The organism is Pseudarthrobacter sp. rb (assembly GCF_056389225.1).
On sequence record NZ_JBWJAR010000017.1, the window covers coordinates 59,823 to 84,505 of the forward strand.

A 24,683-nucleotide genomic window follows, 5' to 3' on the forward strand; every position below is an offset into this window, starting at 1 on the left:
CCATTCACCACGAACCGTGAAGAGCCTCAGTGCCTGATCCAACCGCCTCTTTCTTTGACTGTGGCTGTAACCGCTCCAAGGTCTTTTTTGTCCGCAATCGTTGCTGCACTTTCGCTACGTGCGCCTTGCGGTCAATTTCGTTGTTCCAGCGATATTCACGGCTTTGAAGGTCTGCCACAAAGGCCAGCAAATCGACCTCGTCCGCCGGATTGACGGAATCCTGCAGGAATGCACCGGCCGCAAGGCGCCTCATGAACGACGCCACGATCCAAGTGTCTTTGTGGGGCGATAAGACAGTGACCAAGTGGCCCGCCCAGCCATCCTCCCGGAGATCGTAGAGCATCATTGCGGAGGCAGTGGCACTCCGCACATCCGATCGAACACCTTCCTCGTTCACCGCAGCGACAAGAATCTTGAGGAGCTTCCGCGACGAAAGTGTCGATGAAACTCCGCTGAGAACGAAAACAGGTGGCAGCACATCCCTTATCTCCTCCACATACCTATCCCGCACCTCGCCCTCCAAATTCATGGCGGAGGCGGCCGCCTCAGCAACTTGGTGGAACGAATCCCGGAAGAGCTCATCGCCCGAGAAATGGTCAATGAGGCTTCCCCAACCGAAAAGAACCTTTTTAAGCAAAGAACTCTTCAGTTGCAGATCGGTGACACGGTCGGAATCCCTGAGGACGGTGGAGGCAAGATCTAGGGCTATCGAGTAGCGGAGGACAGTGGGTAGGTCTTCATCCAGCGTTAGTGGGAATGGAGCTTGGATGCCCTTCTGCTTGTAGTGGCCGATGGATGCGTAATCATCGTCGACATCCTCCGCTTCGACTTCTTCCAGGTCAGCCGATTCGAGCCTTGTTTCGGATTCCTTAGCTTCATCGCTCTCGAACATTTCAGTATCGGGTGGTAGATCGCTTTTTTCCAACTGTCTGAAAGCGGAACCGCTGGGCGCTATCTCAGACCATCCCTCGACCAACTTTTGCATCTTCAGCACTAGGACACGACTCGTACGCTTCAGTGCAGCAAAATGCCTCAGGATAGGAGCAAACAATAGCGGCTCACGCATGAGCAGCGATAAGAACTCCTCGTCATCTAGCGCAGCTTTCGCGGCAAACAGATAAAGGTAGCTGTCCTGCGAAAAGCGAACATAGCTCCCTTCAGACCGAAGCACCCGCCGTTGATAAAAGCTATTGAGCACCTCCGTCAGAGATTCCGTCCAACCAAGACTTTCAAAGAATTGCTCGACCCGAGATGTAACGCTGGAGATGGGTAGAGAACCCTGGCGCTCTTCAATGAACAACCGTGCGATATCCGCCAAAATGGCTTCCCTCTGCACGGAATCCAGAGAGAATCTGGAGTCGTCATGGGGATCCCCCCGACCGAGAAGGAGGCTAACGTACTGATCCAGTATTGATGTGTGAGACGTGTTGGCGGCAATGTCATTGCCCTTGATCAAGATCGAAATCAAGAGTGACACCGTAAAGGGCGTGCGAGGAAGGTTTTGCTGGCGCAGCAGTCTAACGACACTTTCCGCGATTGCGGCAAACTTAGTTGGACTCACCAACTTAGCCATCTTGCGCACATCTGACCGGGCAAGGCGGCCGACGTAGCGCACCTCGGCCTTCACGCCTGCGGCTAGCAGGCGTTCAAGAAGCTCGCTTTCTTCACCTTGGCGACATCCCAGTATCAGTTGCTGGCATCCCAAATTGGCTATCTCGCCAATCGCCCGGTCAGAGAGCCTTCCTGCGTGGGGTGTCATATTGTCGACGGCAGCAACATACGGTGGAAGCGGGTTCTTTTTCCCTGGAATGATGCCCAAAATGGCGGCTTGGATATGAAGCTGAGACTCGATGGGGCGAGGAGCTGGCTGGCAGTGCTTGAAATCCACAAAGAGAGGCACCGTGCCAGGGCGCTGCCGACCGGAGGCAGCGAGCAACCATCGCAGAGCGGTAGAAAGACCGCAATGTTCCTCACCGGAAAGTATGACTACCCCGTTGAGGGAAGCTATTGAACGTGGGTCTGTTCGCTCTGGCCTAACTCCCACTTCCCATGCCTCCGAGTTCACAAATTGCTCGTGCGGAACGGGTAGTAGAACCGGTGGGACCAATAAGTCGTCGATGGCTTTGTGCTCAATTTCGCCCAATACCTCGCCGACGATCGTATCGTCTCTGATCTGGTCAGTAATTGCGTCGAAGGCCAAGGCTGACACGTCGACAACGACATCGGTGACTGTTGTTCGTGCGTCTACCGGCACAAGTCCGTTCAAGAACGCGGGCAACTCGTCGAAGTTCTTTCCATACGCCATGGGAACGATCGCATCCGTGGCATGTTCCCTGACCAGCTCCTGGAGCTCGTCTTCCCGGCAGAGGCGAAAGTGCTCTATGGCTGAGTTTTCAAACGTGGTTCGATGCCAGTCCAGAAGATTGGAAAAGTTTGGGTCGCTTAGGCCAGCACCGACCCCAACATAAAGAATGGATTTCAGGGTCGAAAGTGCTTTCTGAATTGCTTGAGGAGCCGGGCTGTCGAGAACGCTGAGATATTCGCCTTCGGTGAGGACGATTGATTGTGGGTCCGACCAGACACCGTGAAGGTGCCCCACTCCAGGTTTTTTACCAAGAGCAATGGCGTGGAGGTCCGCTGGCGAGGTCCAAGTGGCCGATTCGAGGCCTGTACCCTGCTCAATGAGTGTGTCGTAATTAGTGGTGAATATCGGGCATTTCAGCGACCTAAGGGCACGAGACCAAGAGTGGTCTTTTGGCTCGATGCTTCCGATGGTCTCAGACAGCCAAGCGGCCAGCCCCTGAGGGCCATTCTCAGCAATCTTGTCACGAACCATGCTTGCAGCCCGAATGAGAGTCGGGGTGTCGTCTGCTGCCTTTGCGTAGGTCAGAAGACTGACAACCGCTTCTCCCCACGCATCCGTCGCGCTCGGAACGGTTGCTTTCGCATGTTCGATGCTGGTTTCCACGAAGCCAAACCATGATGCGCATGAAGCCGCTTGGCTTGCATGCATCGAAAGACCAGCCCCCACCACTACGACGATGCGCCCTTCCGCTACTGCACTCTTCAGGGCGGCATATCGGATTTCAGGTTCCATTGAGACATAGTCACACAAGCGCGCCCAAGGTCTCGCTCATGACCCTTCAACTCGCCGCACACACCGGGCGGTGAGTGGATACCAGAAGGCAAATAATCACCACGGGTGTCTAGCGGACTGAAAGAGGTGCGCAGTCCTCTTCCCTCCCAGCCAGAGCGGATGGCCGACGTTATGTGAGGCAGCGATGGGAGGGGATTTGAGGTGGAATACACCGCCCCTTGCCTGTCCATCGGCCAGTGCGGCTCAGGGTGGCCAACGAGCCTGTAGTTGCTGGGCGTTATGCACGAAACATCGCTGCGTGCCGTCGGAATTCGTTTTTTGATGCCAGATGTTCTGGCCCAAGTAAGCAGTCGGATACTTTAGGTTTCCAGTTACTTTGCTAATGTGAACGGAAATTGTATCTGGGGGTTTGAAGTGGCACGTCGTCGTGGGTTTTTAGCGGAAATGCAGCACCAGGCGAAGGTGGCCGAACAGCGGCAACGGGCTGCGGCGCGGGAGCAGGCGGCGTCGGCGCGCCGGGCTGAGCAGGCGTGGAAAGCAGAGCAGAGGGCGCAGGTTGCATTGCAGCGTGCTTCCGAGGCGGACCGCAAACGCCTTGAAAAAGAGGCCCATGACGCTCACGTGGCCAGCCGCCAGGCAGAAGTCGATCAGCTGAATGCCGAACTTGCCAGCGTTTACGACCAAGTCGACAGCCTCCTTGAATCGACTCTGGCCGTGGATGATTACGTTGACCTTGCCAGCCTGCGCAGGCGGGTCGAGCATCCGGCGTTCGACCGGAGGCTGGAGACGCCAATTCCGGCCCCTGTACCCCTGTCCGATCCCCCAGCCCCTGTTTTTGAACCCCCTGCTCCCCCGACCGGGCTGTTCGGCCGCAAGAAAAAGCTTGCTGAGGCCCAGGCCCAAGCTGAGGCCGCCTTTGCCCAGGCTTATTCGTCCTGGGAGCACGAGATGGCGCAGCTGCCAGGGCGGCGTCAAGCGACTGCTGATAGGTACGCGGCCGATGAGAACAACCGAAAGCAAAGGCTGGCGGCAGCACAAGCCCGGTACTTGGACGAGTGCGCCGCGCGTGAGGCCGAGGTTGCTGAGCACAACGCCTCGATCGACCAACTCATCACAAACCTCAGTTACGGTTCCGTCGAAGCCGTACAGGAGTACGTAGGCATTGTGCTCGCCAACTCCGTCTACCCGGACGGGTTCACGGTAGAGCACGAGGCACAGTTTGACCCTGGAACAGCAGAGCTCGCGTTGCGCGTCCTCATCCCAAGCCCAGAGCAGATCCCCACGATCAAGTCCTACAAGTACGTAAAGGCCAGCGACGAGATAACACCTGTAGCCCTCTCGCAGAAAGAGGCGAAGGACAGATATGCAGGAATCGTTCACCAAGTCGTGCTGCGGACCCTGCATGAGATCTTCGAAGCTGACCGCCGGTCGCTGATCCAAAGCATCGCGCTGGAAGTCGGAACACAAACGATTAACCCGGCCACCGGCAACGAAACCTACATCCCATTCGCCGCACTCGGCGCTTCACGTGAGGCATTTTCTGAAATCGATCTCTCAGCCGTTGTTCCGGCCGCCACGCTGGAACACCTAGGTGCATCGGTCTCTAAAAACCCCCTCGGACTGACACCTGCGAATGTCTCGGGAGTCCGGCGCTCCTGATGACGACGGGTGATCTGGTTTTCAATCCGCCTCCTGGCTGGCCCCAACCCCCCGCGTCCTGGCGGCCTCCAATAGGCTGGACGCCGGACCCAGGTTGGCCGGAGCCACCGCCAGGGTGGCAGCTCTGGCTGCCATCAGGAGATTCGCCGGCACCAAACGACACGGAGCTGCCACCCGCATCTGACGCCTCAGCCAGCAAAGCCGAATCTACCGAATCTTCAGTTGCTGCACGGGTCGCGTTTCTCGAGGCCGAAAACGAGCTGCTTCGGCGGCAGCTCTCCGACGCATCGACTCCTTACGTTGAGCTCAACGACGAACGGGTGCTTCAAGAAGTCGGCATTTACCGCTATCACCACCCGCTTGAGAATGCAGCGTCCTTCCGTGAACGCCTAGACGAGGTGGAAGCGCGAATCGCCGAGCTGGTTACACTCGGGCAAGCGATCGTGAAGTCGAACCTCTTCACCTTCAACAATTCCCTTGCCAAGGGTCGACGCATGACCGATGACCTAGCCAAACTTATGCTTCGCGCCTATAACGCCGAGGCGGACAACAGCATCAGATCCTTGAAGCTAGGCAATGTTGTCACGGCGAAGCGTCGCCTTGATGCTTCCCGCATGGCGATCGCAAAACTGGGCGCACTGATGGAAATGCATATCAGTGATGACTTTCATGCTCTTCGCGTCGAAGAAATCGAGCTCACTGCCGACTGGCTCATGAAGAAGCAGGAGGAGAAAGAAGCAGAACGAGAGGAAAAGGCTCGTCTGCGCGAGGAACGTCGCGTCGAACGCGAACTCGCCGAGGAACGGGCCCTGCTCGATAAGGAACGCGCCCACCTCCTTAATGCTCTCAACGCGATGCGGGCATCCGGTCAGGGGGATGCCGATCTCGAACGGAGGCTCGAGCTCATCGACGAAGCCATCGCTCAGAACGACTTCCGCGCAGCTAACATCCGCGCCGGCTACGTTTACGTGATCTCCAACCGCGGGGCCTTCGGCGATGACGTCGTCAAGATCGGTCTGACGCGGCGCCTCGAACCCGCGGAACGCGTCGCAGAGCTCAGCGGCGCATCAGTACCGTTCCGCTTCGACATCCACACCCTCTTCTTCTCTGAAGATGCAGTCACCTTGGAAAACGAGCTCCATAAGCATTTCGCGACGAAGGCCGTGAACCAGGCCAATCCACGGAAGGAATTCTTCTTCGCCACCCCAGCTGAAGTGCGGGACGTACTGGTGGAAAAAGTGGGGAACCTTCTGGAATTCAGCGAACAAGGGGACGCCACCGAGTACCTTCAATCCATCAAGCACTGGCCGGACAGACCTTCCCAAGAACCGAAGGCTTCATCACTGCCCATCGCTAAGCAGTAGAGACGTTCCCGCTGCGCTCAGCAGTTGGGCGGTGCCCCTCATTCACTTGCACCTGCGGCGGAAAACCAGCTTGTGGACCTCGAAACGGTATGCAGGCTCTCCGTGGTTCGTGGTGAAACGGATTCCGTGTCTTGAAAGCTAAGGGCTCGTAGCCCTGCTGTGATGGATGTTCTCTACGCATTCATCAAGTCAGGAGCTACGAGCCTTGATCGAGCCTACTTCCCCGCGCCCCGATGCTGCCACCGCCATTTTCAACCTGCCCGACTACCGCGTCACCGATACTGATGTCCTCACTTTCGGACAGCGGCGGGTCCGTATCGAAGCCACGGCCGAGGCCGGCTGCCCGTCCTGCGGAGTGATCAGCACTCGGGTGCATTCACGTCGGCCGCAACGGCTGCGTGATATCCCTGTCGCTGGCCCGGTCGAAGTGGTCTGGGCCAAGCGGAGATTCTTCTGCGATGAGTACCTCTGCCCCCGGCGGACGTTCGCGGAGGAAACAGCCCAGGTCCCGCGCCGGGCACGGTCCACCCGCCGACTCCGCGACGCCCTGGTGGCCGCCGTCATCGGATCCGGACGGGCCGCAGCGGAAGCGGCCTCCTCGTTCGGTGTCTCCTGGTGGCTGGTGCAGCGGGCCTTGGATTCCGCGGCACTGACCTTGCCCAATGTTGACGCCTTGGCTCCCCGGATGCTCGGGATCGACGAACACCGCTACCGGTCTGTGCGGTTCTTCCGTGACCCGGCCACGAAGGCCTGGAAGCGCTACGAACCCTGGATGACCACCATTGTCGATCTGGACACCGGACAAGTGCTCGGGATCGTGGACGGCCGCGACAGCGAGGGCGTCGCAGAATGGCTGTTCGCCCGGCCACTGCAGTGGCGTCTGGGCGTGCAGGTCGTCGCGATCGACCCGTCAGCGGCCTTCCGCAAGGCACTGCGGATGTGGCTGCCACGCACCGCGGTCTCGGTCGACGCGTTTCATCTGGTCAAGCTCGGCAACGACATGCTCACCGAAGTCCGGCAACGCCTCACCCAGCAGGTGCATGGCCGGCGAGGACGCTCCATCGATCCGGTCTGGGCCAACCGGCGACTGCTCCTGCGTGCCGGGGACACGCTATCGGACCGGGCCCGGAACAGGCTCAGCACAGTGTTCGCCACCGACGATGCCACCGGGAAACTGCAGACCGCCTGGCTGGTCAAAGAACAGCTTCGGACCCTGCTCGCTACCGGATCCCTCGCCGATGCGGCCGCCGCGAAAGACCGACTCCAGGCCTTGGTAGAACAATCCGCACAGCCGGAAACCAGCCGGCTCTGGCGCACAGTCTGCCGATGGTGGAAAGAGATCGAAGTCCTCATTGTCACCGGCGCGACAACGGCGAAAGTGGAAGCCAACAACACCGCGATCAAGCACATCAAAAGGACAGGCCGGGGATTCACCAACGCACGCAACTACAAAATGCGTATCCTGTTGCGCAGTGCCGCCAGAACAGCGGCATGAACATTCATCACAGCAGACCATTCACCACGAACCGTGAAGAGCCGGTATGCACATGCCTTGACTTTCTTCCTGAACGAGCTTAGAACTCAACCTGACAGGAAGAGGATTGGAGCACCGTGGGCGGGCAGCGGATCGGCTACGTGCGGGTGAGCACGCTGGACCAGAATGAGAAGCGCCAGCTCGAAGGCCAGGTTCTACACCGGGTCTTCACGGACAAGGCCTCCGGCAGGGACACCGCGAGGCCAGAGCTTTACAGAGTTGCTGCGGTTCGCCCGAGATGGGGACACCGTGGTTGTGCACAGCATGGACAGGCTGGCCCGCAACCTCGATGACCTGCGTGCCTTGGTTCAAGGCCTGACACGCAAAGGCGTAAGGGTGGAGTTCATGAAAGAGAGTCTGGTCTTCACTGGTGAGGACTCCCCCATGGCCAACCTCATGCTCTCCGTGATGGGTGCATTCGCTGAATTCGAACGTTCCCTTATCAGTGAACGTCAGCGGGAGGGCATCGCCCTGGCCAAGCAGCGCGGCGCCTACAAAGGACGGAAAAAGACCCGGCCGCGCTCTCGCTTGAGTGCCGGCGGAAAAATGGACTGGTCTCAAGTCACATGGCACAACAGGGCTCGGGCACGAAGGAGGAACTACTGGCGCTGGCAGTCCTCAGATTTGGGCTGGGTCGCGGGTCAGCTAGGGAGGCGGAGGAGTGGGGTCGGCAGAACGCTCCGCACGCCATGGGGCGCGCCACTCCGCAGCTTCCCAGCCATCCATGATGTAGATGCGCTCATGAGCAACCTTGTCGCCCCTGAACTCCATCAGGCCGACTGTAAACATCCAAGGCGCGCCGTCGTAGCTGATCAAGTTCTCTACAACGACCAGGTCGGCACGATGAGTGATCCGCCGAGTGTGGAACTTGAGCCGCGCCGGGTACTGCCGTCGCCACTCACGGAAGTTCTCCAGGCCTTCGAACCGTTCGCCGGACTGAGGGAACTCAAGCACGGCATCATGGTGGTAAATTTCGTGGGCTATGTCCTCGTCCACGCCTGCAAACTCCCAGTGACGCCGCAGAGCCGCCACAAGATCCGGCTCATTGAGCATGGCTCACCTCCTCGTATCAGGAACTAAATGCTAACTTCGGATCCTTACACGGGCAATGGAAGCTCAGGCGCGTTAGGAGTGACGCTGTTCCTACGGACCAGAAGTCGTTTGTCAGGGCCGTTCCTCCATCCTCTCCGGGCTCTGTACCGCCGGGCACGGGTAGCCCCCAAGGGCACGAAAAGGCGCGCCCCGTTCGCTGAGCGCGCCCTTCCCGTAAAGCTGGGAAGAGCAGTGCTGCCAGCTAGCACATGCTTTTGCTTGTCTGCAGGAGAGCGTTCTCCATTTTGGGGACGAGCGGGGGCACGTCTGTGATGTTGAGTTCACTGGGTGGGAGTACGGCGGCTATCGTAACCTGCCCTTGCCCGTCGAGTGAGGCGACCGATTGGACGCTATAGGGGCCACCGCCGCCTGCGACGGAAATGAGCAGCGTTCCGGGGCAGATGTCTTCGCGGGGACGAATGCCGCCCAAGGAGAATGGTTTGGCGCCAATCATGCTGTCCCACGTTTCCTGGTGGATGAGGTGACCGGTAGTGAGGGCTGCCATGAACCTGCTGAGGTCCTCCACGGTTGAGATGATCCCAGCATCGGCTGAGCCGGCGGTGGCATCCACACGCGTGAAGTCACGCCGGTTTCCATGATCCACGACGTATCCGTGGATCATGGGCTCCGGTGGCTGTCCTGGGGCAGCGAGACGGCTGTTGACCATGCCTGCCGGAACGAACACGTCCTCGGCGAGAATCTCGCCGAGCCGGCGGTGGTGTTTGCGTTCCAGCAGCCAGCCAAGGACTTCCCAGTTCGTGGCAGACCACGCGAAGTAGGTCACCGGTCCCGGCGGCTGGTCCGCCCCGGCCGCGATTTTGAGGCGGTCCTCGAAGGACAGCGGGCGCGTTTGGAGTTCGTCCAATGTTCGGGTCTGGATCAGGGACGGAAAGTAGTCCGGCAGGCCTGAGGTGCTGCCCATCAGGTCCCGCACCGTTGTCGGGTCCCAGCCCTTGAAGATGCCGGTGAACTCGGGCAGATGAGCGGAGACGGGGTCGTCGAGGCGGACTGTGCCTGCCTCCACCAGCTTCATTACGGACACGGCCACCATTGGTGCTCCCGCCCCGCTGATCCACAATTTGTCCGTGGGCGCCGCCTTGTTATGGGAGTCGAGATCGTTCACCCCCGTTGACCTGAGCTCCTCCTGTTCGCCCTTGCGCACATGGAAGACCACGGCGGGCGCTCCATGTGCGAGTGCGTCGGCGGCGAAGGCTTCTAGCTCCGGGGCAAGGCTCGCTGCTGGAGTGGTGGCGGTGTCGTCAGGGGGGCTAGAGGTGCACGCAGAAAGCACAAGGGCTACGGCCACTAGCCCAGCGTTCTTTTTCATACAGGACGGCTCTCGATGGGTTGCCTGGGAAGGCCGGCAGCAAGCCGTTGTTCGGTTCGTCCCGTGCCGTGTGCGGCGCGGGCGGAAGCCATCGCCCGGATGTGCTTCCGGCTAATAGTGCCTGGTATTGCTCCTAGGCGGGGACTGGTGGTCGTCATGGGCAGAGTCGGTTGAGTGTGTCCTGGAGTTCTGCCAGTATCCGGTTGTCCCACGATTGCAGTTTGTTGTTGGAGTCCGGGTCTTCAAGGTAGATGGGCATAAGTGGCGGGATCAGTGTCATTGTGGCTTGATACCGTCCGCTGCTGCTGCTGACTGCCACGGTGCGATAGCTCCAGAAACCGCCCATGCCACCGTACCGGAAGTCATTGGAGCAGCCGTGAGGCCATTTCCAAATCCCCAGCCCATAGAAGGGAAAGTCGCTGGCGGTCTTCATCATCTCCCGGAGGGAAGCATCCGACACGAGATCCCCGCGCAATAGTGCGGCAAAGAAGTCATTGACGTCGTGCATCGTGGATACAACACCGAAGGCCGGCGACGAATTGGCTTGCCCGCCGCCGTCCGTTACGTCCACGCGTTCACCACGAACGGTGACATAGCCATGAATCATAGCGGGTATTCCTCCTATGGGTTTGTCGATAGAGGTTGCTGTAAGCCCCAACGGGGCGATGATGTCGTCGTGAAGCACTTCCGTGTAGGGCTTGCCGCGCAGTTTTTCCAGTAACTGGCCCAGCGCGTAGTAGTTCGAGTTGGAGTAGTGGAACGACCCGACGTCTTTTGCTTCCCATGGCAGTGAGGCGGTCAGCTCCAACGCCCGCTGGGCGGATATTTCTTCCGTGACAGCTCGGGGGAAGTCCTCGGGTGTTTTCTCGCTCGCCTGCTCGAAGGAGGGCATGCCCGAGGTATGGGCGAGGAGTTGCCGGACGGTGATCGGGGTGGGGGGATGCAGGACCGTGGTGAAGCTGTCCAGAATGCCGTTGACGGGGTCGTCGAGGCCGATGAGTCCGTCGTCTACGAGTTTCATCACCGAAACGGCGGTCATTGATTTGGTGATACTCGCAACTGACACCCTGTCATCGGGCTTGGCTGCTTGCCGATTTTGGAGGTCCCGGACTCCGTACGCTTTGGCCCAGATGCCTCCTGGCCACCGGACTTCGGCCAGAACGGCTACGGCACCCTGATCCATCAAGGAGTGCATCATGAAGTCAAGTGATGCCGTGGGCGCCGCAGTCGTCGTAGCGGCCGGCGTTGGGGAGGGGGCCGGGGCCGTGCACGCACTGAGAGCTAACGCGAGAACCGCAGCTGAGCTTTGAAGAATACGCCTTATGGTCTTCACGGCACCACCCTGCATCGGTGCAAGTACGCGAGCGAGCCGCAACTGCACCGTCCCCGGCCAAGGAACATCCGGCGCCGTAGTCCCAGCGACTCAATTCTAGGAGAATTGCACAAACGAGTCGAGAGAACCTAACCACTGCAGGCATCCCAGAAAGCTACTAAATGCCTGTTCTAAGAGGCCGATAATGGACCTTATGTAAAGCTGAACCCTGCGCTTCTCATCCGGTGCATCATTTGGTGCTACGCGTTGCGGTCCTCAGTTGGGCAGTCAGCGCTACCGGAAACGGCCTGGCACCTAAACATCAGAAGGGTTTGGCGCCGGCGCCCTGGGCGCGTCAGCTTTCGCACTCTATGCAGTACGACTGGCCGTTCTTCTCGCGCGCGAGCTGGTACCGGTGCCGGACCAGAAAACAGGAAGCACAGGTGAACTCATCCGAGCCCTGCGGGACGACCTGGACGATGAGCTCCTCGGAGACGATTTCACCGCCGGGAGTGAGACCTTCATCGAAGGCGTCGGCTTCGTCCAGTTCGGTGACGACGCTGCGGGCATCCGGGGCGCTGGCGGACTTTAGCGGCCTCCAGCGAACGGTCCTGGGATTCCTTGACGTCGGGGCAGACTTCGTCGTAATCGGCAGCCACTGTGAGCAGTTCTCATTTCTGTTCTCGGCAGGTTCTTTCCTGACCAGGGAGCAACGTACACCACGCACGCGTTGTTCCCGTGTCCAAGGGCTGTGCTCCCGCCGGCCGCGCCGGCCGGGGGGGCGAATAAACCCTGTGCGCGGGTGACTTGACCTCCTCCGCGAGGAGGCTGACACTCGTTCTCACAATGAGGATTGGAGGTCGCCGTGAATGGTCAGCCGATCGGCTACGTGCGGGTAAGCACAGTGGACCAGAACGAGCTGCGACAGCTCGAGAGCCAGGTGTTGGACAGGGTTTTTACCGACAAGGCCTCGGGCAGGGACACCGCGCGGCCGCAGCTGACCGAGCTGTTGCGGTTTGTCCGTGACGGCGACACCGTGGTTGTACACAGCATGGACCGGCTCGCCCGCAACCTCGATGACCTCCGCGCCCTGGTCCAGAGCCTCACCCGACGGGGCGTGCGGGTTGAGTTCCTCAAGGAACAGCTCGTGTTCACTGGTGACGACTCCCCCATGGCCAACCTCATGCTCTCGGTCATGGGTGCCATCGCCGAATTTGAGCGTTCCCTGATCAGGGAACGTCAGCGCGAGGGCATCGCCCTTGCCAAGCAGCGTGGCGCATACCAAGGGCGGAAAAAGACGCTGACGCCGGAACGGGCGGCAGAGTTGGTGCAGCGCGCCGGTAGCGGAATCCCTAAAGTCGTCCTTGCCCGCGATTACGGAATCAGCCGGGAAACGGTCTATCAGTACCTTCGCCAAGCCACGCTGGCGTAGCCCCCTCCCCTCCTCCCCCAAGGTTCCCAGCCAACCTCGAGGTTTACCCGGCAGGGTTAGCCATGAAACTTCGGCCAACCGCTATTTGGCCGGAGTTTCGCCACTTCCTGGATCTGTTCCTGCGTCGGCGTTGCGGCCAATCCAGTAGTGACGGCGTCAGCGCGCGAATGGCGGGACGGAGGCGCCGGTGAATGGCTCGAACCAGTCCCGGACGTTCATCGGCGCAAAACCCATCTGCATGTTCAACTCGACATCGTTCTCGAAACCGTCCAGGGCGTTCTGGTAAAGCATCTCGCTGTCCGTGTCCTCGAACATCTGCTCTTCGAGCCTGGCCCGCCAGCCGTCTGCCAAGTCCAGATCGTAGGAGTCCTGAATGACTTCGACCTGGTCAAGCAGGCAGCGCAGCGCCAGCTCCTGTGCCACGCACGAAGGGCGGCTCCATCCCCTGACCAGCGCCCCGGTCATGTCCGTGGCAACCACCAAAAACCTCTGGACAAAGCCGACATCATAATTGTGAGCGTACCTTGGCGGCAGCCACGACAGGACAAAGGTATTGGCGATGTTCTTGCGGTCAATCGAGTTCAGCCTTCTCAGGCCGGCGAGGTCCTCAAAGAGCTGGTCGATCAGGACGACGGAGGCCTCCCAAAGAGCGCCTGCCAGAAGTTTTGCTTGGGCCAGGCTTCCGTCCCGGCGTTCCGGCGTGATCGACTCCATCCACTCAATGTCATCAGCGCCCAACAGACTGTGCTGCTCCGGCGTGAGGTCCTCTAGGCGCGGTTCGAACCCCAGCTGCTCCAGGCTCAAACCGTCAAGCCCCTCCCCTGCCTGAAGGATGTGTTTGGCGTAGTCGTCTTCGCTGGTCATGGCCCGATGGTACCGGCCGACACCGTCGCCTTGCTTGAGAACTTGACTGCGGCCTGTCGTGGCAGGCGTTTCACTCAGTTGAACTACGTAGGGTCCCCGGCCGCTGCCCCGGCGTTTGCAGCAACGGGTTAACGCGCGGCAGACCGGAATAGCAGCGTACTAGCTGTCCGCTCTCTGGCATGCCGCTGCCGATCCCTTCGACCGCACGATTATTGGCCTGCTTGGGATCAACGGAACGCCAAAAACTATGGGCAGGCGCCCGACTTGGGCCGTTGCCATACGACGGCACCCCAACCAAGTCCTAGTGACATATAAAAAACACGTACACAGACCAAGGGCGTGCGTCAGATAAGGGTCACACCCCCTTGAAGCAAGTGTTAGCGGTCGTTGGTGAACGTCACCGAGTCCCCAGGCCTCGTATTGACCGTCAACGAGAAAATATCGGGCCGTGCGTAGTGCCCGACCGAGTCGAAGTCCAGATGGGATTTTGTCTTTGACTCAAGGTCGATGTCTGCGAACAGGATCGCTTCTTGGTCGAAAACCGGCCCGGCGAGAACGTTGCCCAATGGGTCAATGATCACGCTTCCACCTCGCATGAGTACGTCATCGTGCGGCGGTTCGACGTCGAGGGGGTGGTCAGCTGGGAACGCGCTTCGCGTTAGATATTGGCAAGCGGACAGTACGAACACCCGGCCCTCTAGGGCGATGTGGGTCATGGTTGCCTGCCAAGTTGGCCGATCGTCGGCGGTCGGGGTGCAGTACAGCTGCACACCTTTCGCGTACATCGCCTGCCGCATGAGCGGCATGTAGTTTTCCCAGCAAATGACCGACCCGACACGTCCGAGGGGCGTGTCCATGATGTCAAGGGTTGATCCGTCGCCGTAGCCCCACACAAGTCGCTCCGTGGCCGTCGGCATGAGCTTCCGGTGGTTCCCGACGAGGCCTGACGTGGGAGAAATTAGCAGCGCAGTGCAGTACAGGGTGTTCCCTAAGCGCTCGATCACTCCGATGACGACAAAGATGCCGTGCTCGGATGAAGCGTTCACAAGGCGCCGTACCTCCGGCCCGTCCAGCGTGACGGCACCGTTACTGTACCGCGCATACTCGTCGCGTCCGCGCTCTGTACGGTACCCGACGGCAGCGCCGAACGCCGTACCTTTGGGGTAGCCTCCGATGAATGCTTCGGGGAATACTGCCAGTTCTGCACCGGCAGCTCCCACTTCGGCTATGAGCTCCTCCGCCCTTGTCGTTGATGCGTCCGCATCGAACGGCACGGAAGCGCTCTGGATTACTGCAACTTTGCTCATGATTATCTCCGTGCCCGTGAAGGGGGTGCGAGGTTATCCATAGGAAATGTCAACGTCTTTGGTCTCTTTCAGCATCGGCCACAGCACGGCCAGGGCGAGAATCGCCACTGCGATGATGTAGAACGCGGGGGACACCAGCAGGCCGGTGGCAGCCACGAGCGCAGCGGCGATCAAAGGTCCGGGGCCGGCCAGTAACGCGTAAGCGATGTTGTAGCCAATTGCTGAGCCGGTCGAACGGACCGATGCGGGGAATACCTCGACCAGCAGTACGTTGGTCATGACTGCGCAGCATGCGACGAATAGGGAGAACACCACCAGGCCGAAGAATGCGAGGAAGGGGTTGCCGGTGCTCATAAGCAGGAACGCTGGAGCCGACCATACGATGAGCCCGATTACGCCGGTCAGGAGCACGGGGCGCCGGCCGATGCGGTCACCGGCCATACCGACCAGCGGGTTGAAGATCACGTACACCACCATGGCTGCTCCTGTCACCATGAGGGAGTCGATGCGCGGCATGCGAACGGGCCCGGACAGGTAGTTGTTTGAGTAGGTGATGAAGTAATACAGGCCCACACCGAAGATGCCCGCGAATGCGAGCGTCATGATAAAGGCGCGCACCTTGAGCCCACGGCTCGTTACCTCGACGGTGTTATTGGCACGCTTGCGTTCCAGCTCTTCGAAAACGGGGGTGTCCGCAAGCTTCCGTCGGATGTAGACGGCAATAAGTGCCATCAGCAGGGAAGCGATGAACGGAATGCGCCAACCCCAACTCGCTAGGTCTTGCGCGCTCATGCTAGCCGTCAGCAGTGCGGCGACAAGCGTTCCAATCAGGAATGCCAGGCCAGCGGTCGCGGTTATTAGGCTCGCGTACAGTGCACGCTTCCCCTTGGGGGCACTCTCGCCGATGTATGCGGCGGCGCTTGTCCACTCCCCCCCAACCAGCATGCCCTGCAGCAGGCGCAAGACCACGACGAGGATCGGAGCGGCGATTCCGATGGTCGCGTATGACGGCGTGAGACCGATAAGAGTCGTGATGGCACCCATTCCGAGCACCGTAATGATCAGAACCGTCCTCCGGCCCAGCTTATCGCCCATTGGGCCGAGGAAGAGCGCCCCTACCGGGCGCGAGATGAACCCGACGGCGAACACGGCAAGTGCCGACAGCATTTCGGCACTTGGGTCACCAGATGGGAAAAACTGTGCGCCGATAATGGCAGCGAAGTAGCCGTAGATAGCGAAGTCGAACCACTCCATGAAGTTGCCGATACCAATAGCGACCATGCGCTTCTGGCGGTCCCGTTTCGGCAGATCCACCAGCTCGGTGTGGCCGCTTTGCGCGGAAGGGCTGGGTAGCACCATGCGTAATCTCCTTTACGGCTGGAGTGCGGAATTCGGGTCCCGTCCTCCAGCCTTTGTTTGTCGTCTTAGGCTTGCTGGGTCTTGCTGGTCTTGTGTTGTTGTTGAATGGCGTCGAGCGCCCAGCGGAGGTGTTTGCTGAACACCTCCGGGTTCTCGGCGTGGGGGAAGTGGCCGAGTTCGGGCATTTCCCGGTAGACCGCGTAGGGGATGCGTGAGGCGAGTTCCCGGGTTGCTTCGGGGGGCACGGAGTAGTCGTAGATGCCGTTCATGAGTACGACCGGAGGGGTTGACTCGTCGAAGAGGTGCGCGATGTTGTCGATGTCCCAGCTTGTGCAGTAGTACTCGAGGTCACGTTCGTAGACGCCATAGCCGCCCTGGGAGTAGCCCCACCACACCCGGTCGCGATCGGTTTTGGGCGAGTCCGGTGACATGAGTCCGTACGTCCATTCGGGCACATGGAGGGCCTGGTTGACTCTGGGATTGCGCAGCCATTTTGAGAGCCGGTTCGAGACCCGCGGGCCGGCCTGGGAGCCGACGACGCCGTGCAGCAGGTCGGGGTGCAGGGCGGCCATCTCCACGACGACGGCCCCGGCCATGGACGCGCCGACCAGGACGGGCTTTTCCGGCAGTCGGAGTCCCTGGATAAAGTTGGCGATGCAGTCGGTGTAGGTGCGAGTGGTTAGCAAGTATTCGGAGCCCCGGCGGCCGGCGGCCGGCATCGATTTGCCGTGCCAGGGCAGGTCGGGGGCGATAAGGCGGTACTTCGAGGTCAGCTGCGGGTCCGACATGAGTCCGTGGTACTGGCGGTTGTCGGATCCTGCTGTGGCGAGCAGGATGACGGGCAGTCCGTCGCCGGCACTTTCGTAGTAAATGTCGCAGTCCCCCCAAGACTCGACATGGGTGCGGGCGTACCGGCCGACGACGTGGTCCAGGCTTCGTACTGCCGGGGGGGCCGACTCCGGACGAGCGGCGGCGATTTCGAGGACCCGGCGGACCAGGTGCAGGTGTTGGGCATAGGATTCTTGGCTTCCCGAGACAGTTCCCGTGCCGCGGGGGGAAACAAAAGCAGCGACGTGCTGTTTCCCCGGGGACGGGCTGGACGCCAGCAGGTCTGACCAGTCCGAGGCATCGAGCTCGATCCGGAATGCGGCCTCGTCTCCATCCTGAGCCCCGGCAAGGGTCGTGTCGCCGTCACAGACCGTGACCGTCCAAGTGGTACCAAGACGCGAATGCAACTGGAAGACAATATCGGCGTTGCCTGAAAGATCCCGCAGTTCCGAATCGTTATGGATCCGCTCATTCACTGCAAGGGGGTCAGGCAGCATGTCGTCAAACAACCTTCCAGAGAGGCTCTGCGGCTGAGATCAGATCCCCTAGCCCCATCGCTATTACCGTATTACTGTCTTAGCGATAGTAGGCGAAGGGTGTGATCCACGTCAACAAGTCGGGTTCTCTCCTTATGCACGCGGCGGCTGGTTCGCCTGACCTTCGCGTACGGCGCCGCACCTTCGGGCAGGGCGGCCTTCCGTCCGATGTGCGTTACCCTCATCGGCGGGCGTGGTTGAAGGCTACGGCCGCCTTTGAAACGACCCCGGGCTCTGAGTCTGTTGGGTGCGGTGCTGTCCCAGGTGGAGAGACCGTCCGTTCCCAGCATCTGGGTCTTGGGCTTGATCACCGCAGGCATCCTGCTGATCCTCGATCTTCGATCCGGCCATTAGCTCCTCGTAGTACCGGCGTTGATGGCCAGCTTTTCCGCTGCTGTCGGTACCGGCCATCGGTGCCTTGACGCCATACAGGCCAAGCGAGAAGCTCAGCGCGTCAGCGGCGGGCGGGAATAGGTAGCTGCCCAGGGAACCCAGCTTTGGCGCGCCCCCGCGTACAGGCCTTCGGCGCCGTGGAGTGTCAGGGCTGCGACCTGCGGCCGGTGGGGACCATGTCACCAGCCCCTCGGTTTCCCGGCTCGACTGTTTGGCACACCGGGCCCAGCTCACCCGGGTAGGAGTTGGCGCCTTCTTTCTACGGCCCGTCAGGCAAGGCGCAGGGGACGCATCAGCTTCCGCGCAGTTTCCCTCGCGACGGTACGCGCGAATCCACGTCTTCAGTACTCCCAGCGGACAAAGCCAACCTGGGCCGCATGATTCGGGGTAGTTTCACCCGTGATGAACCTTAAGACCAGGGTCGGCTCAAATTCGAGCGAGATAGGCCCAGTAACACGCCAGTAACCGCGATGCCCTACTTAGCAACGCTACAGCTGCACCGCGCTTATCATCGGTTGCGAACTAGACGGGCGCATAAAATTGCCCCGGGAGTCGGATCTGAACTTCCCAGTCGACTTCCGGGGAGCAGTTCAAGTCAGAGTGGGTTATTGGCTGGTGGAGTGCCTCATGGCCAGAAGCGCGGCGTCCGCGGCGTTGCGCACGTGTTCCTCGCACGCGATCCTCGTCTCGTCCGGGTCCCGGTTGATGGCTGCGGCGGCCGTGATTCTCGTTATTTCCGCTACTGTTTGCGGCCCGCGGTTCTCGGCGGATAAGGAGTACATGCGCAGCACCTGCGTGCGGGCATTGACGATTTTGAGAAGTCTGGAGATCTCGTCGTTACCGGCCCCGGCAAGGAGCACATCATAGTACTGGTCCTTGACCTCGAGCTTGCGGCCGGCATCACCGGAGGCCATAGCCTTTTTCACTTCATTGAGGCATTGGACGAGTCCAGTGCACTGCTCATCAGTAGCGCGCTCGGCAAAAAGGCTTCCGGCCAGAGATTCCAAGGCGCGGCGGACCTCGTAAAGGCTTTCGGCCTCGCGGACAGTGAGCGTAGCAACCTCCGGTCCCCTATTGGGGACGATGGTGACCAGTCCCTCCGCTTCCAACTGCCTCAACACCTCACGGACAACGGTTCGGCTAACGGCAAACTTTTCACAGAGCACGGATTCCACGAGCCTCTCGCCTGGAGCGAACTCGGCTGTCACGATGGCCCGGCGCAAAGCCGCCGTAACCTCCTGCCTCAGCGGCGCGGCCGTCCTTTTTACGGCGGAATTCATCGCGGGGCTCCCCATCTAGGCATCATCCCTTACATAATACCGTCTGCCCTCGAAAAGAAGACCGCGAGTGGCGTGAACCACACTGGACAGCGCCCGCCGTAATACGGTATTACTTTAGGGGACAGATTGCGCCAAACCGGGCTCTGCGATTAAAGGCCGGGGGCGAGCAACGATGTTCGAAGAAGAAGCCCTACTTGGCGGACCCAGCTGATCGACGCCAGGTGCTTCTCAAGTCGTGCGCGAACCGCGATACTCAGAGGTGGTAAAGAGTGATTATTCAAGGTCAAAGCATTAACCTGGGCCGCACCGGCAAGGGTCGCGGACGGCCCCAACTCAGGGTCGCCCCCAAGGAGTGCAGCTTCGTCATAGGTTCCTTGCCTACTGCTGGCGGAGGAATCACCCCATGACAACCATCGACACCACGGCCGCGTTACTTTTTATAGGGCTCGGGAACATGGGTCGGCCCATGGCCGCACGTCTAGCGCAGGGCCGCGAAGTGTACGTCTACGACCAGACCCCGGAGGCGAGGACAGCTACAGCGCAGGAAAGCGGCGCCACACCTTTAAGTAACCTCGAGACCCTGCCCGGGAATATAGCAGCCGTCATCCTCATGCTGCCCAACAGTCAAATAGTCGAAGCTGTCCTGCGCCAGAATCCGGGCATCCTTCACCGCGTCAGGCCCGGCTCGATGATCATCGACATGGGCTCCTCCGAGCCCGGAAGCACCACCGCCTTGGCAGAGGAAGCCGGCCGCCGGGGCGTCCACTATGTCGATGCCCCTGTCTCTGGCGGCGTCGCCCGGGCAATAACAGGTGAGCTGGCCATCATGGCCGGCGGCAGCGACGAAGCAGTCGCCGCCGCACGCCCCCTACTCGAGTCCATGGGAACCAGTGTCGTGCACGTGGGCCCTTCAGGCACCGGCCACGCAGCCAAAGCGCTCAATAACCTCCTGTCTGCTACCAACCTTGCCGCCGCAGCCGAGATTATCTGTGCAGCGGCGTCAGCAGGCATCGCCCCGCACGTCATGGTGGATGTCATCAACAACTCCACCGGCCGCAGCCAAGCGACCGAAGTCAAATATCCGAAGCACATCCTCCCCGGTTCATTTGATTCCGGATTCGCCATGGACCTGATGCTCAAGGACCTCAGAATCGCCCGGCAACTCTTCGAGTCCAATGCGGTCGAGGGACCGGTGGTGCTCACAGCGCAGACCATCGCCGAGAACCTGCGCAAGCAACTGGACGACCCCGCTCCTGACCACACCGAACTTGTCAAGCACTATGAACAGGTGAACGCAGTCCTAATCCGGGACCCCCGCCCGATCCGCCAGTAAGACAACCATCCACACGAAAGGCCACTGCCATGACCACCGAAACCGGTACCGCCGATGCCCAGGAATACATCAACGACATGGCCCGCAAACGCGGCTACGTGCTGGACTATCACAAGGTAATGGCCAAACACGACTTCCCCGTGCTGCAGGCCGCTAACGGCATCGTCTCCGCAGCCTACCTTGACGACCGCACGCTGGACCGCCGCACCAAGGAACTGATCTTCATCGTCAGCCTCACCGTAATGCGTGCCTCCAAAGGCCACATCCAGAGCCACATCAGGGTCGCACTCGACCTGGGCCTGACTCCGACCGAAATCCTCGAAGCCATTGAGATTTCCCTTCCGGAAGCGGGAATTGTCGCGTTCCAGGCCGGCTTCGAAGCATGGCGCGAAGTCGTCGACGCAGACGGCATCGAACCGACAGTCAAGGTCCACGAGGGTGGAAGCGGGGCCTCTTGAGCCAACAAACCACCGATTGGCAGAGTCCTGCGGCGACGGAGGGCACCGCCCGGTACCAGGTGATAGCGGTCAGGATGGGCACCCGGGCCACAAAGCGCAGCGAAGTGTTCCTGAACTACCACCTCTACGGCGAGCCGGACGGCCCAGCCAAAGTGGACTACTTCTTCTGGATCCTCCGCAACCAGCACCGGACAGTCATCGTCGACACCGGCTTCAGCCCAAGTGCCGGCCTGAAACGCGACAGGGAACTCCTTCTTCACCCCCGTCAGGCACTGGTTGAACTCGGCATCGAACCGGAAGAGGTGGACGACGTCATCCTCACGCACGGACACTACGACCACATCGGAAACGCCGACCTGTTTCCACAGGCCAACCTCCACATGGCCGAAGCAGAATACCGGTTCTGGACCTCACCGACGGCTGAGCACACCCAATTCGCCTATTACGCCGAACAGGCGGAAATCGCCTACCTGCGCCGGCGTTACCGTGAAGGAAAACTCAATCTCTTCGCAGGCCACTGCTCTCCGGCACCTGGGCTCGACGTGGTGGAAGTAGGCGGACACACCCCAGGGCAGGCCATGGTCCGACTCCAGACCACAGCCGGTCCCGTCATACTCGCCTCGGACGCCGTTCACTTCTACGAAGAGCTCGAGCGGGACATGCCCTTCATTGCGATCAGCAGCCTCCCTGAAATGTATGACGTGTTCCTGCACCTGAAGGATCAAGCCCAGACAACGGACCTGATTGTCGTTCCCGGGCATGACCCGGATGTGCTGCACCGCTTCACCCCTTATGAAGCCGCCCTGGGCGGCAATGCGGTCACGATAGGGGACCTCCCGGCCTCCCGACTAGAAAAGGAGCACCATGTCAGCAACCAGATTTGAAGTTGTCGCCACGTACACAACGCTCACCGGACGGGTAGCCGAGGTCCTCGAAAACCTGGGCGCCCTGGCCCGGGCAAGCCGTGAAGAACCTGGAAACCTCCGGTACGAATACTTCCAAGGAGTTGAGGACCACTCGCGGATCGTCATTTTGGAGACCTACCGCACCCCCGGTGACTTCGATGCCCATCGGCAGACGCCGCACTTCCAACGGATCGGTGCCGAAACCATCATCCCGCTCCTGCAAAACCGGACCGTATCCACCTTTGAGTCCCACGTCGACTAAGACGGCACTGCTTCGCGCCACACCAGACCCCACCTAACTCCAAGGAAATGGAGACCACATTGTCGTCGCCCACCATTGACTCCCCTCCCCCACCCACCACGGAACGGGAGCAGGAGCTGCTCGCTTCTGTTCCCACAGGCCTGCTGATCAATGGCGAGTGGCGTCCGGCTGCGTCCGGTAAGACCTTCGACATCGAAGACCCCGCCATGGGCAAGGTTCTGCTGAGCATCGCCGACGCCGGAGCCGAGGACGGCATGGCCGCCTTGGACGCGGCAGCGGCCGCGCAGGAATCCTGGGCCAAAGTCCCGCCGCGCGAACGCGGCGAAATCCTCCGCCGGGCCTTCGACCTGGTCACCGAACGCGCAGAAGACTTCGCCCTCCTGATGACCCTGGAAATGGGCAAGCCCCTGGCCGAAGCCCGCGGTGAAGTGACGTACGGCGCTGAGTTCCTCCGCTGGTTCTCGGAAGAAGCCGTCCGGGCCTTCGGCCGCTACTCGGTCTCCCCGGACGGCAAGTCCCGCCTCCTGGTGACCAAGAAGCCGGTAGGTCCCTGCCTGCTGATCACCCCTTGGAACTTCCCGCTGGCCATGGCTACCCGCAAGATCGCACCGGCCGTCGCCGCCGGCTGCACCATGGTGCTGAAGTCGGCCAACCTGACGCCCCTGACCTCCCAGCTGTTCGCCGCGGTGATGCAGGAAGCCGGCCTGCCCGCCGGTGTCCTCAACGTCATCCCCACCTCTACGGCAGGTGCCACCACCGGGCCACTGATCAAGGACTCCCGCCTGCGCAAGCTGTCCTTCACCGGTTCCACCGAAGTAGGCCGCCGCCTGCTGGCCGATGCGTCCGAAACCGTGCTGCGGACCTCCATGGAGCTCGGCGGGAACGCGCCGTTCGTGGTGTTCGAGGACGCCGATCTGGACGCCGCCGTCACGGGCGCCATGCTGGCGAAGCTGCGGAACATGGGTGAAGCCTGCACCGCAGCCAACCGCTTCATCGTGCACGAGTCTGTCGCCGGTGAGTTCGCGGAGAAGTTCGCCGCGAAGATGAAGGAGATGACCACCGCCCGCGGTACCGAGCCCGAGTCCAAGGTGGGCCCGCTGATCGACGCCAAGAGCCGGGACAAGGTTCATGAGTTGGTGTCCGACGCCGTCGCCTCCGGCGCCAAAGCCGTCCTGGGCGGCGGACCGGTGGAGGGTCCTGGCTACTTCTACCAGCCCACAATCCTTTCCGGCGTCACAGAAGGCACCCGGATCCTGTCCGAGGAGATCTTCGGCCCCGTAGCCCCGATCATCACCTTCGCCAGCGAGGACGAGGCCGTCAGGCTGGCCAACAACACCGAATACGGGCTGGTGGCCTACGTCTTCACCAAGGACCTGAACCGCGGCATCCGGATGGGCGAAAATCTCGAAACCGGCATGCTTGGGCTGAACGCCGGCGTCATCTCCAACGCCGCCGCACCCTTCGGCGGCGTGAAGCAGTCGGGCCTGGGCCGCGAAGGCGGCCTGGAAGGCATCGAGGAATACCTCTACACGCAGTACATCGGCATCGCCGACCCCTACGCCAGGTAGTCCGTCCGCGACAGGTCAAAGGTGCGCAAATGCCCGGCTGGGTTACCCAGCCGGGCACTTGCGCATCCACACTACGGCCCCCCGAAGCCGAGCTGCCTGTATGGATTGATAGCGACCCCGGTTCCCGCAGGAAAGTCAGCTGATTGGCGTGATTGCCGAGAGAGCAACTGCGCCGGAATGAAACCCCGCCTTCGGCCCGAAGGGCCATGTCAACGGTTGTATGGTGTCGCTTCTCCACGAGCACCGCACCTATTGCCAATATCCAGCCACGCGACGCCGAACACGCAACCGTGGCCGGAGCTGCACTCACGCTCCTGCTAGCCGTCTTGGGCACGCTGCTGGCCGTGCTCGTTGCCGATGTCATCGCCCACATGGTCCGGGACAGCTCACTGCCATCCAGGCCGAAACTCGCCCATCTCATGTACGTGAGCTTTGGGTCCCCGGCCGTACTCGTTGCGCCCATGGCGATCTTGGGGCTCAGCGCTATGGGTGTAACTGAAGTGCGGCACTCCGGCCGATAGCGGTGGCCCTCGTTGGCGCGCTGGTCGTCGTGACGTTATTCGCAGTGAAACGGTTGTGCGTGAGGCCGTGGCTCAGAATCCCTAGTCCTTGCCATCATGACCGCACTCGGGCTGGCGGTGCTCGCCCTCGAACTTGCCATCCACTGATACCGGGAAGATATTCCGACGACCCGATCTTCTGCTGAGGGCCAAGTTCGACAAGATGCTGTCTCAGGAAAACGAGAGCTTCTTCAAGGCGTTGTTTTGAAGGTC

17 protein-coding genes and 2 pseudogenes are annotated in these 24,683 nt (G+C 60.7%); 10 read left to right on the top strand and 9 right to left on the bottom strand.

Annotated elements, in window-relative coordinates:
* Positions 1-4: 4 nt before the first annotated feature.
* Complete coding sequence (locus ACWRN3_RS18565; protein WP_476741565.1) at positions 5-3,097, bottom strand: SIR2 family protein; 3,093 nt, start codon at positions 3,095-3,097, stop codon at positions 5-7.
* A gap of 444 nt (positions 3,098-3,541) precedes the next feature.
* On the opposite strand from ACWRN3_RS18565, the gene ACWRN3_RS18570 reads away from it, so the two are divergent.
* The 4 genes and pseudogenes from ACWRN3_RS18570 to ACWRN3_RS18585 form a co-directional block, all read left to right on the top strand.
* Positions 3,542-4,756 (top strand): hypothetical protein, encoded by a 1,215-nt coding sequence (locus ACWRN3_RS18570; protein ID WP_476741566.1) that lies wholly within the window; start codon positions 3,542-3,544, stop codon positions 4,754-4,756.
* Complete coding sequence (locus ACWRN3_RS18575) at positions 4,756-6,120, top strand: SNIPE associated domain-containing protein (RefSeq protein WP_476741567.1); 1,365 nt, start codon at positions 4,756-4,758, stop codon at positions 6,118-6,120. The genes ACWRN3_RS18570 and ACWRN3_RS18575 overlap by 1 nt, the downstream gene beginning before the upstream one ends.
* A gap of 205 nt (positions 6,121-6,325) precedes the next feature.
* Positions 6,326-7,615 carry an ISL3 family transposase gene (locus ACWRN3_RS18580; RefSeq protein ID WP_476741564.1) on the top strand — a complete coding sequence of 430 codons (1,290 nt, stop codon included), beginning with the start codon at positions 6,326-6,328 and terminating at the stop codon, positions 7,613-7,615.
* 116 nt (positions 7,616-7,731) lie between these two features.
* Positions 7,732-8,167, top strand: a pseudogene (locus ACWRN3_RS18585) (recombinase family protein); the annotation flags it as partial.
* A 781-nt stretch (positions 8,168-8,948) separates the two neighbouring features.
* On the opposite strand, the gene ACWRN3_RS18590 reads toward ACWRN3_RS18585, so the two are convergent.
* The 3 genes and pseudogenes from ACWRN3_RS18590 to ACWRN3_RS18600 all read right to left on the bottom strand — a co-directional run bounded on the left by ACWRN3_RS18590 (position 8,949) and on the right by ACWRN3_RS18600 (position 12,044).
* Entirely contained in the window at positions 8,949-10,052 is a 1,104-nt protein-coding gene (locus ACWRN3_RS18590) for a serine hydrolase domain-containing protein (RefSeq protein ID WP_476741568.1), read from the bottom strand.
* A 175-nt stretch (positions 10,053-10,227) separates the two neighbouring features.
* Positions 10,228-11,271 carry a serine hydrolase domain-containing protein gene (locus ACWRN3_RS18595; protein WP_476741569.1) on the bottom strand — a complete coding sequence of 348 codons (1,044 nt, stop codon included), beginning with the start codon at positions 11,269-11,271 and terminating at the stop codon, positions 10,228-10,230.
* 469 nt (positions 11,272-11,740) lie between these two features.
* Positions 11,741-12,044, bottom strand: a pseudogene (locus tag ACWRN3_RS18600) (DUF4193 family protein).
* A gap of 206 nt (positions 12,045-12,250) precedes the next feature.
* Here ACWRN3_RS18600 and ACWRN3_RS18605 point away from each other — a divergent pair.
* Positions 12,251-12,817 (top strand): recombinase family protein, encoded by a 567-nt coding sequence (locus tag ACWRN3_RS18605; RefSeq protein ID WP_476741570.1) that lies wholly within the window; start codon positions 12,251-12,253, stop codon positions 12,815-12,817.
* Positions 12,818-12,973: 156 nt separating this feature from the next.
* Here ACWRN3_RS18605 and ACWRN3_RS18610 read toward each other — a convergent pair whose 3' ends face one another.
* From ACWRN3_RS18610 to ACWRN3_RS18630, 5 genes are all read right to left on the bottom strand, one after another.
* Positions 12,974-13,681: a hypothetical protein gene (locus ACWRN3_RS18610; RefSeq protein ID WP_476741571.1), complete on the bottom strand. Its 708-nt coding sequence runs from the start codon at positions 13,679-13,681 to the stop codon at positions 12,974-12,976.
* Positions 13,682-14,058: 377 nt separating this feature from the next.
* Positions 14,059-14,988 (bottom strand): carbon-nitrogen hydrolase family protein, encoded by a 930-nt coding sequence (locus tag ACWRN3_RS18615; RefSeq protein WP_476741572.1) that lies wholly within the window; start codon positions 14,986-14,988, stop codon positions 14,059-14,061.
* Positions 14,989-15,021: 33 nt separating this feature from the next.
* Positions 15,022-16,347, bottom strand: a complete 1,326-nt coding sequence (locus tag ACWRN3_RS18620) for an MFS transporter (protein ID WP_476741573.1) — start codon at positions 16,345-16,347, stop codon at positions 15,022-15,024.
* A 65-nt stretch (positions 16,348-16,412) separates the two neighbouring features.
* Positions 16,413-17,672, bottom strand: a complete 1,260-nt coding sequence (locus ACWRN3_RS18625; protein ID WP_476741574.1) for an alpha/beta fold hydrolase — start codon at positions 17,670-17,672, stop codon at positions 16,413-16,415.
* A 1,037-nt stretch (positions 17,673-18,709) separates the two neighbouring features.
* Positions 18,710-19,384, bottom strand: a complete 675-nt coding sequence (locus ACWRN3_RS18630) for a GntR family transcriptional regulator (RefSeq protein ID WP_476741575.1) — start codon at positions 19,382-19,384, stop codon at positions 18,710-18,712.
* Between the two features lie 403 nt (positions 19,385-19,787).
* Here ACWRN3_RS18630 and ACWRN3_RS18635 point away from each other — a divergent pair, with 403 nt between their 5' ends.
* From ACWRN3_RS18635 to ACWRN3_RS18655, 5 genes are read left to right on the top strand one after another with little or no spacing between them, the layout of a single operon-like run.
* Complete coding sequence (locus tag ACWRN3_RS18635) at positions 19,788-20,717, top strand: NAD(P)-dependent oxidoreductase (protein WP_476741576.1); 930 nt, start codon at positions 19,788-19,790, stop codon at positions 20,715-20,717.
* A gap of 29 nt (positions 20,718-20,746) precedes the next feature.
* Entirely contained in the window at positions 20,747-21,175 is a 429-nt protein-coding gene (locus tag ACWRN3_RS18640; protein WP_476741577.1) for a carboxymuconolactone decarboxylase family protein, read from the top strand.
* Positions 21,172-22,059 carry an N-acyl homoserine lactonase family protein gene (locus ACWRN3_RS18645; RefSeq protein ID WP_476741578.1) on the top strand — a complete coding sequence of 296 codons (888 nt, stop codon included), beginning with the start codon at positions 21,172-21,174 and terminating at the stop codon, positions 22,057-22,059. Before ACWRN3_RS18640 ends, ACWRN3_RS18645 begins: the two co-directional genes overlap by 4 nt.
* Positions 22,040-22,342, top strand: coding sequence for a putative quinol monooxygenase (locus ACWRN3_RS18650; protein WP_476741579.1), 303 nt, complete (start codon positions 22,040-22,042; stop codon positions 22,340-22,342). Before ACWRN3_RS18645 ends, ACWRN3_RS18650 begins: the two co-directional genes overlap by 20 nt.
* Positions 22,343-22,389: 47 nt before the next feature.
* The gene (locus ACWRN3_RS18655) at positions 22,390-23,910 is read left to right on the top strand and encodes an NAD-dependent succinate-semialdehyde dehydrogenase (protein WP_476741580.1); all 1,521 of its coding nucleotides are present in this window, start codon (positions 22,390-22,392) and stop codon (positions 23,908-23,910) included.
* Positions 23,911-24,683: the final 773 nt, after the last annotated feature.

Excerpts from the sequence above, each read along its gene's own strand:
- ACWRN3_RS18565 (WP_476741565.1), bottom strand. The coding sequence starts at position 3,097 with ATGGAACCTGAAATCCGATATGCCGCCCTGAAGAGTGCAGTAGCGGAA.
- ACWRN3_RS18575 (WP_476741567.1), top strand. The coding sequence starts at position 4,756 with ATGACGACGGGTGATCTGGTTTTCAATCCGCCTCCTGGCTGGCCCCAA.
- ACWRN3_RS18655 (WP_476741580.1), top strand. The coding sequence starts at position 22,390 with ATGGAGACCACATTGTCGTCGCCCACCATTGACTCCCCTCCCCCACCC.
- ACWRN3_RS18595 (WP_476741569.1), bottom strand. The coding sequence starts at position 11,271 with ATGATGCACTCCTTGATGGATCAGGGTGCCGTAGCCGTTCTGGCCGAA.
- ACWRN3_RS18630 (WP_476741575.1), bottom strand. The coding sequence starts at position 19,384 with ATGAATTCCGCCGTAAAAAGGACGGCCGCGCCGCTGAGGCAGGAGGTT.
- ACWRN3_RS18620 (WP_476741573.1), bottom strand. The coding sequence starts at position 16,347 with ATGGTGCTACCCAGCCCTTCCGCGCAAAGCGGCCACACCGAGCTGGTG.
- ACWRN3_RS18610 (WP_476741571.1), bottom strand. The coding sequence starts at position 13,681 with ATGACCAGCGAAGACGACTACGCCAAACACATCCTTCAGGCAGGGGAG.
- ACWRN3_RS18640 (WP_476741577.1), top strand. The coding sequence starts at position 20,747 with ATGACCACCGAAACCGGTACCGCCGATGCCCAGGAATACATCAACGAC.
- ACWRN3_RS18625 (WP_476741574.1), bottom strand. The coding sequence starts at position 17,672 with ATGCTGCCTGACCCCCTTGCAGTGAATGAGCGGATCCATAACGATTCG.
- ACWRN3_RS18650 (WP_476741579.1), top strand. The coding sequence starts at position 22,040 with ATGTCAGCAACCAGATTTGAAGTTGTCGCCACGTACACAACGCTCACC.
- ACWRN3_RS18635 (WP_476741576.1), top strand. The coding sequence starts at position 19,788 with ATGACAACCATCGACACCACGGCCGCGTTACTTTTTATAGGGCTCGGG.
- ACWRN3_RS18570 (WP_476741566.1), top strand. The coding sequence starts at position 3,542 with ATGCAGCACCAGGCGAAGGTGGCCGAACAGCGGCAACGGGCTGCGGCG.
- ACWRN3_RS18615 (WP_476741572.1), bottom strand. The coding sequence starts at position 14,988 with ATGAGCAAAGTTGCAGTAATCCAGAGCGCTTCCGTGCCGTTCGATGCG.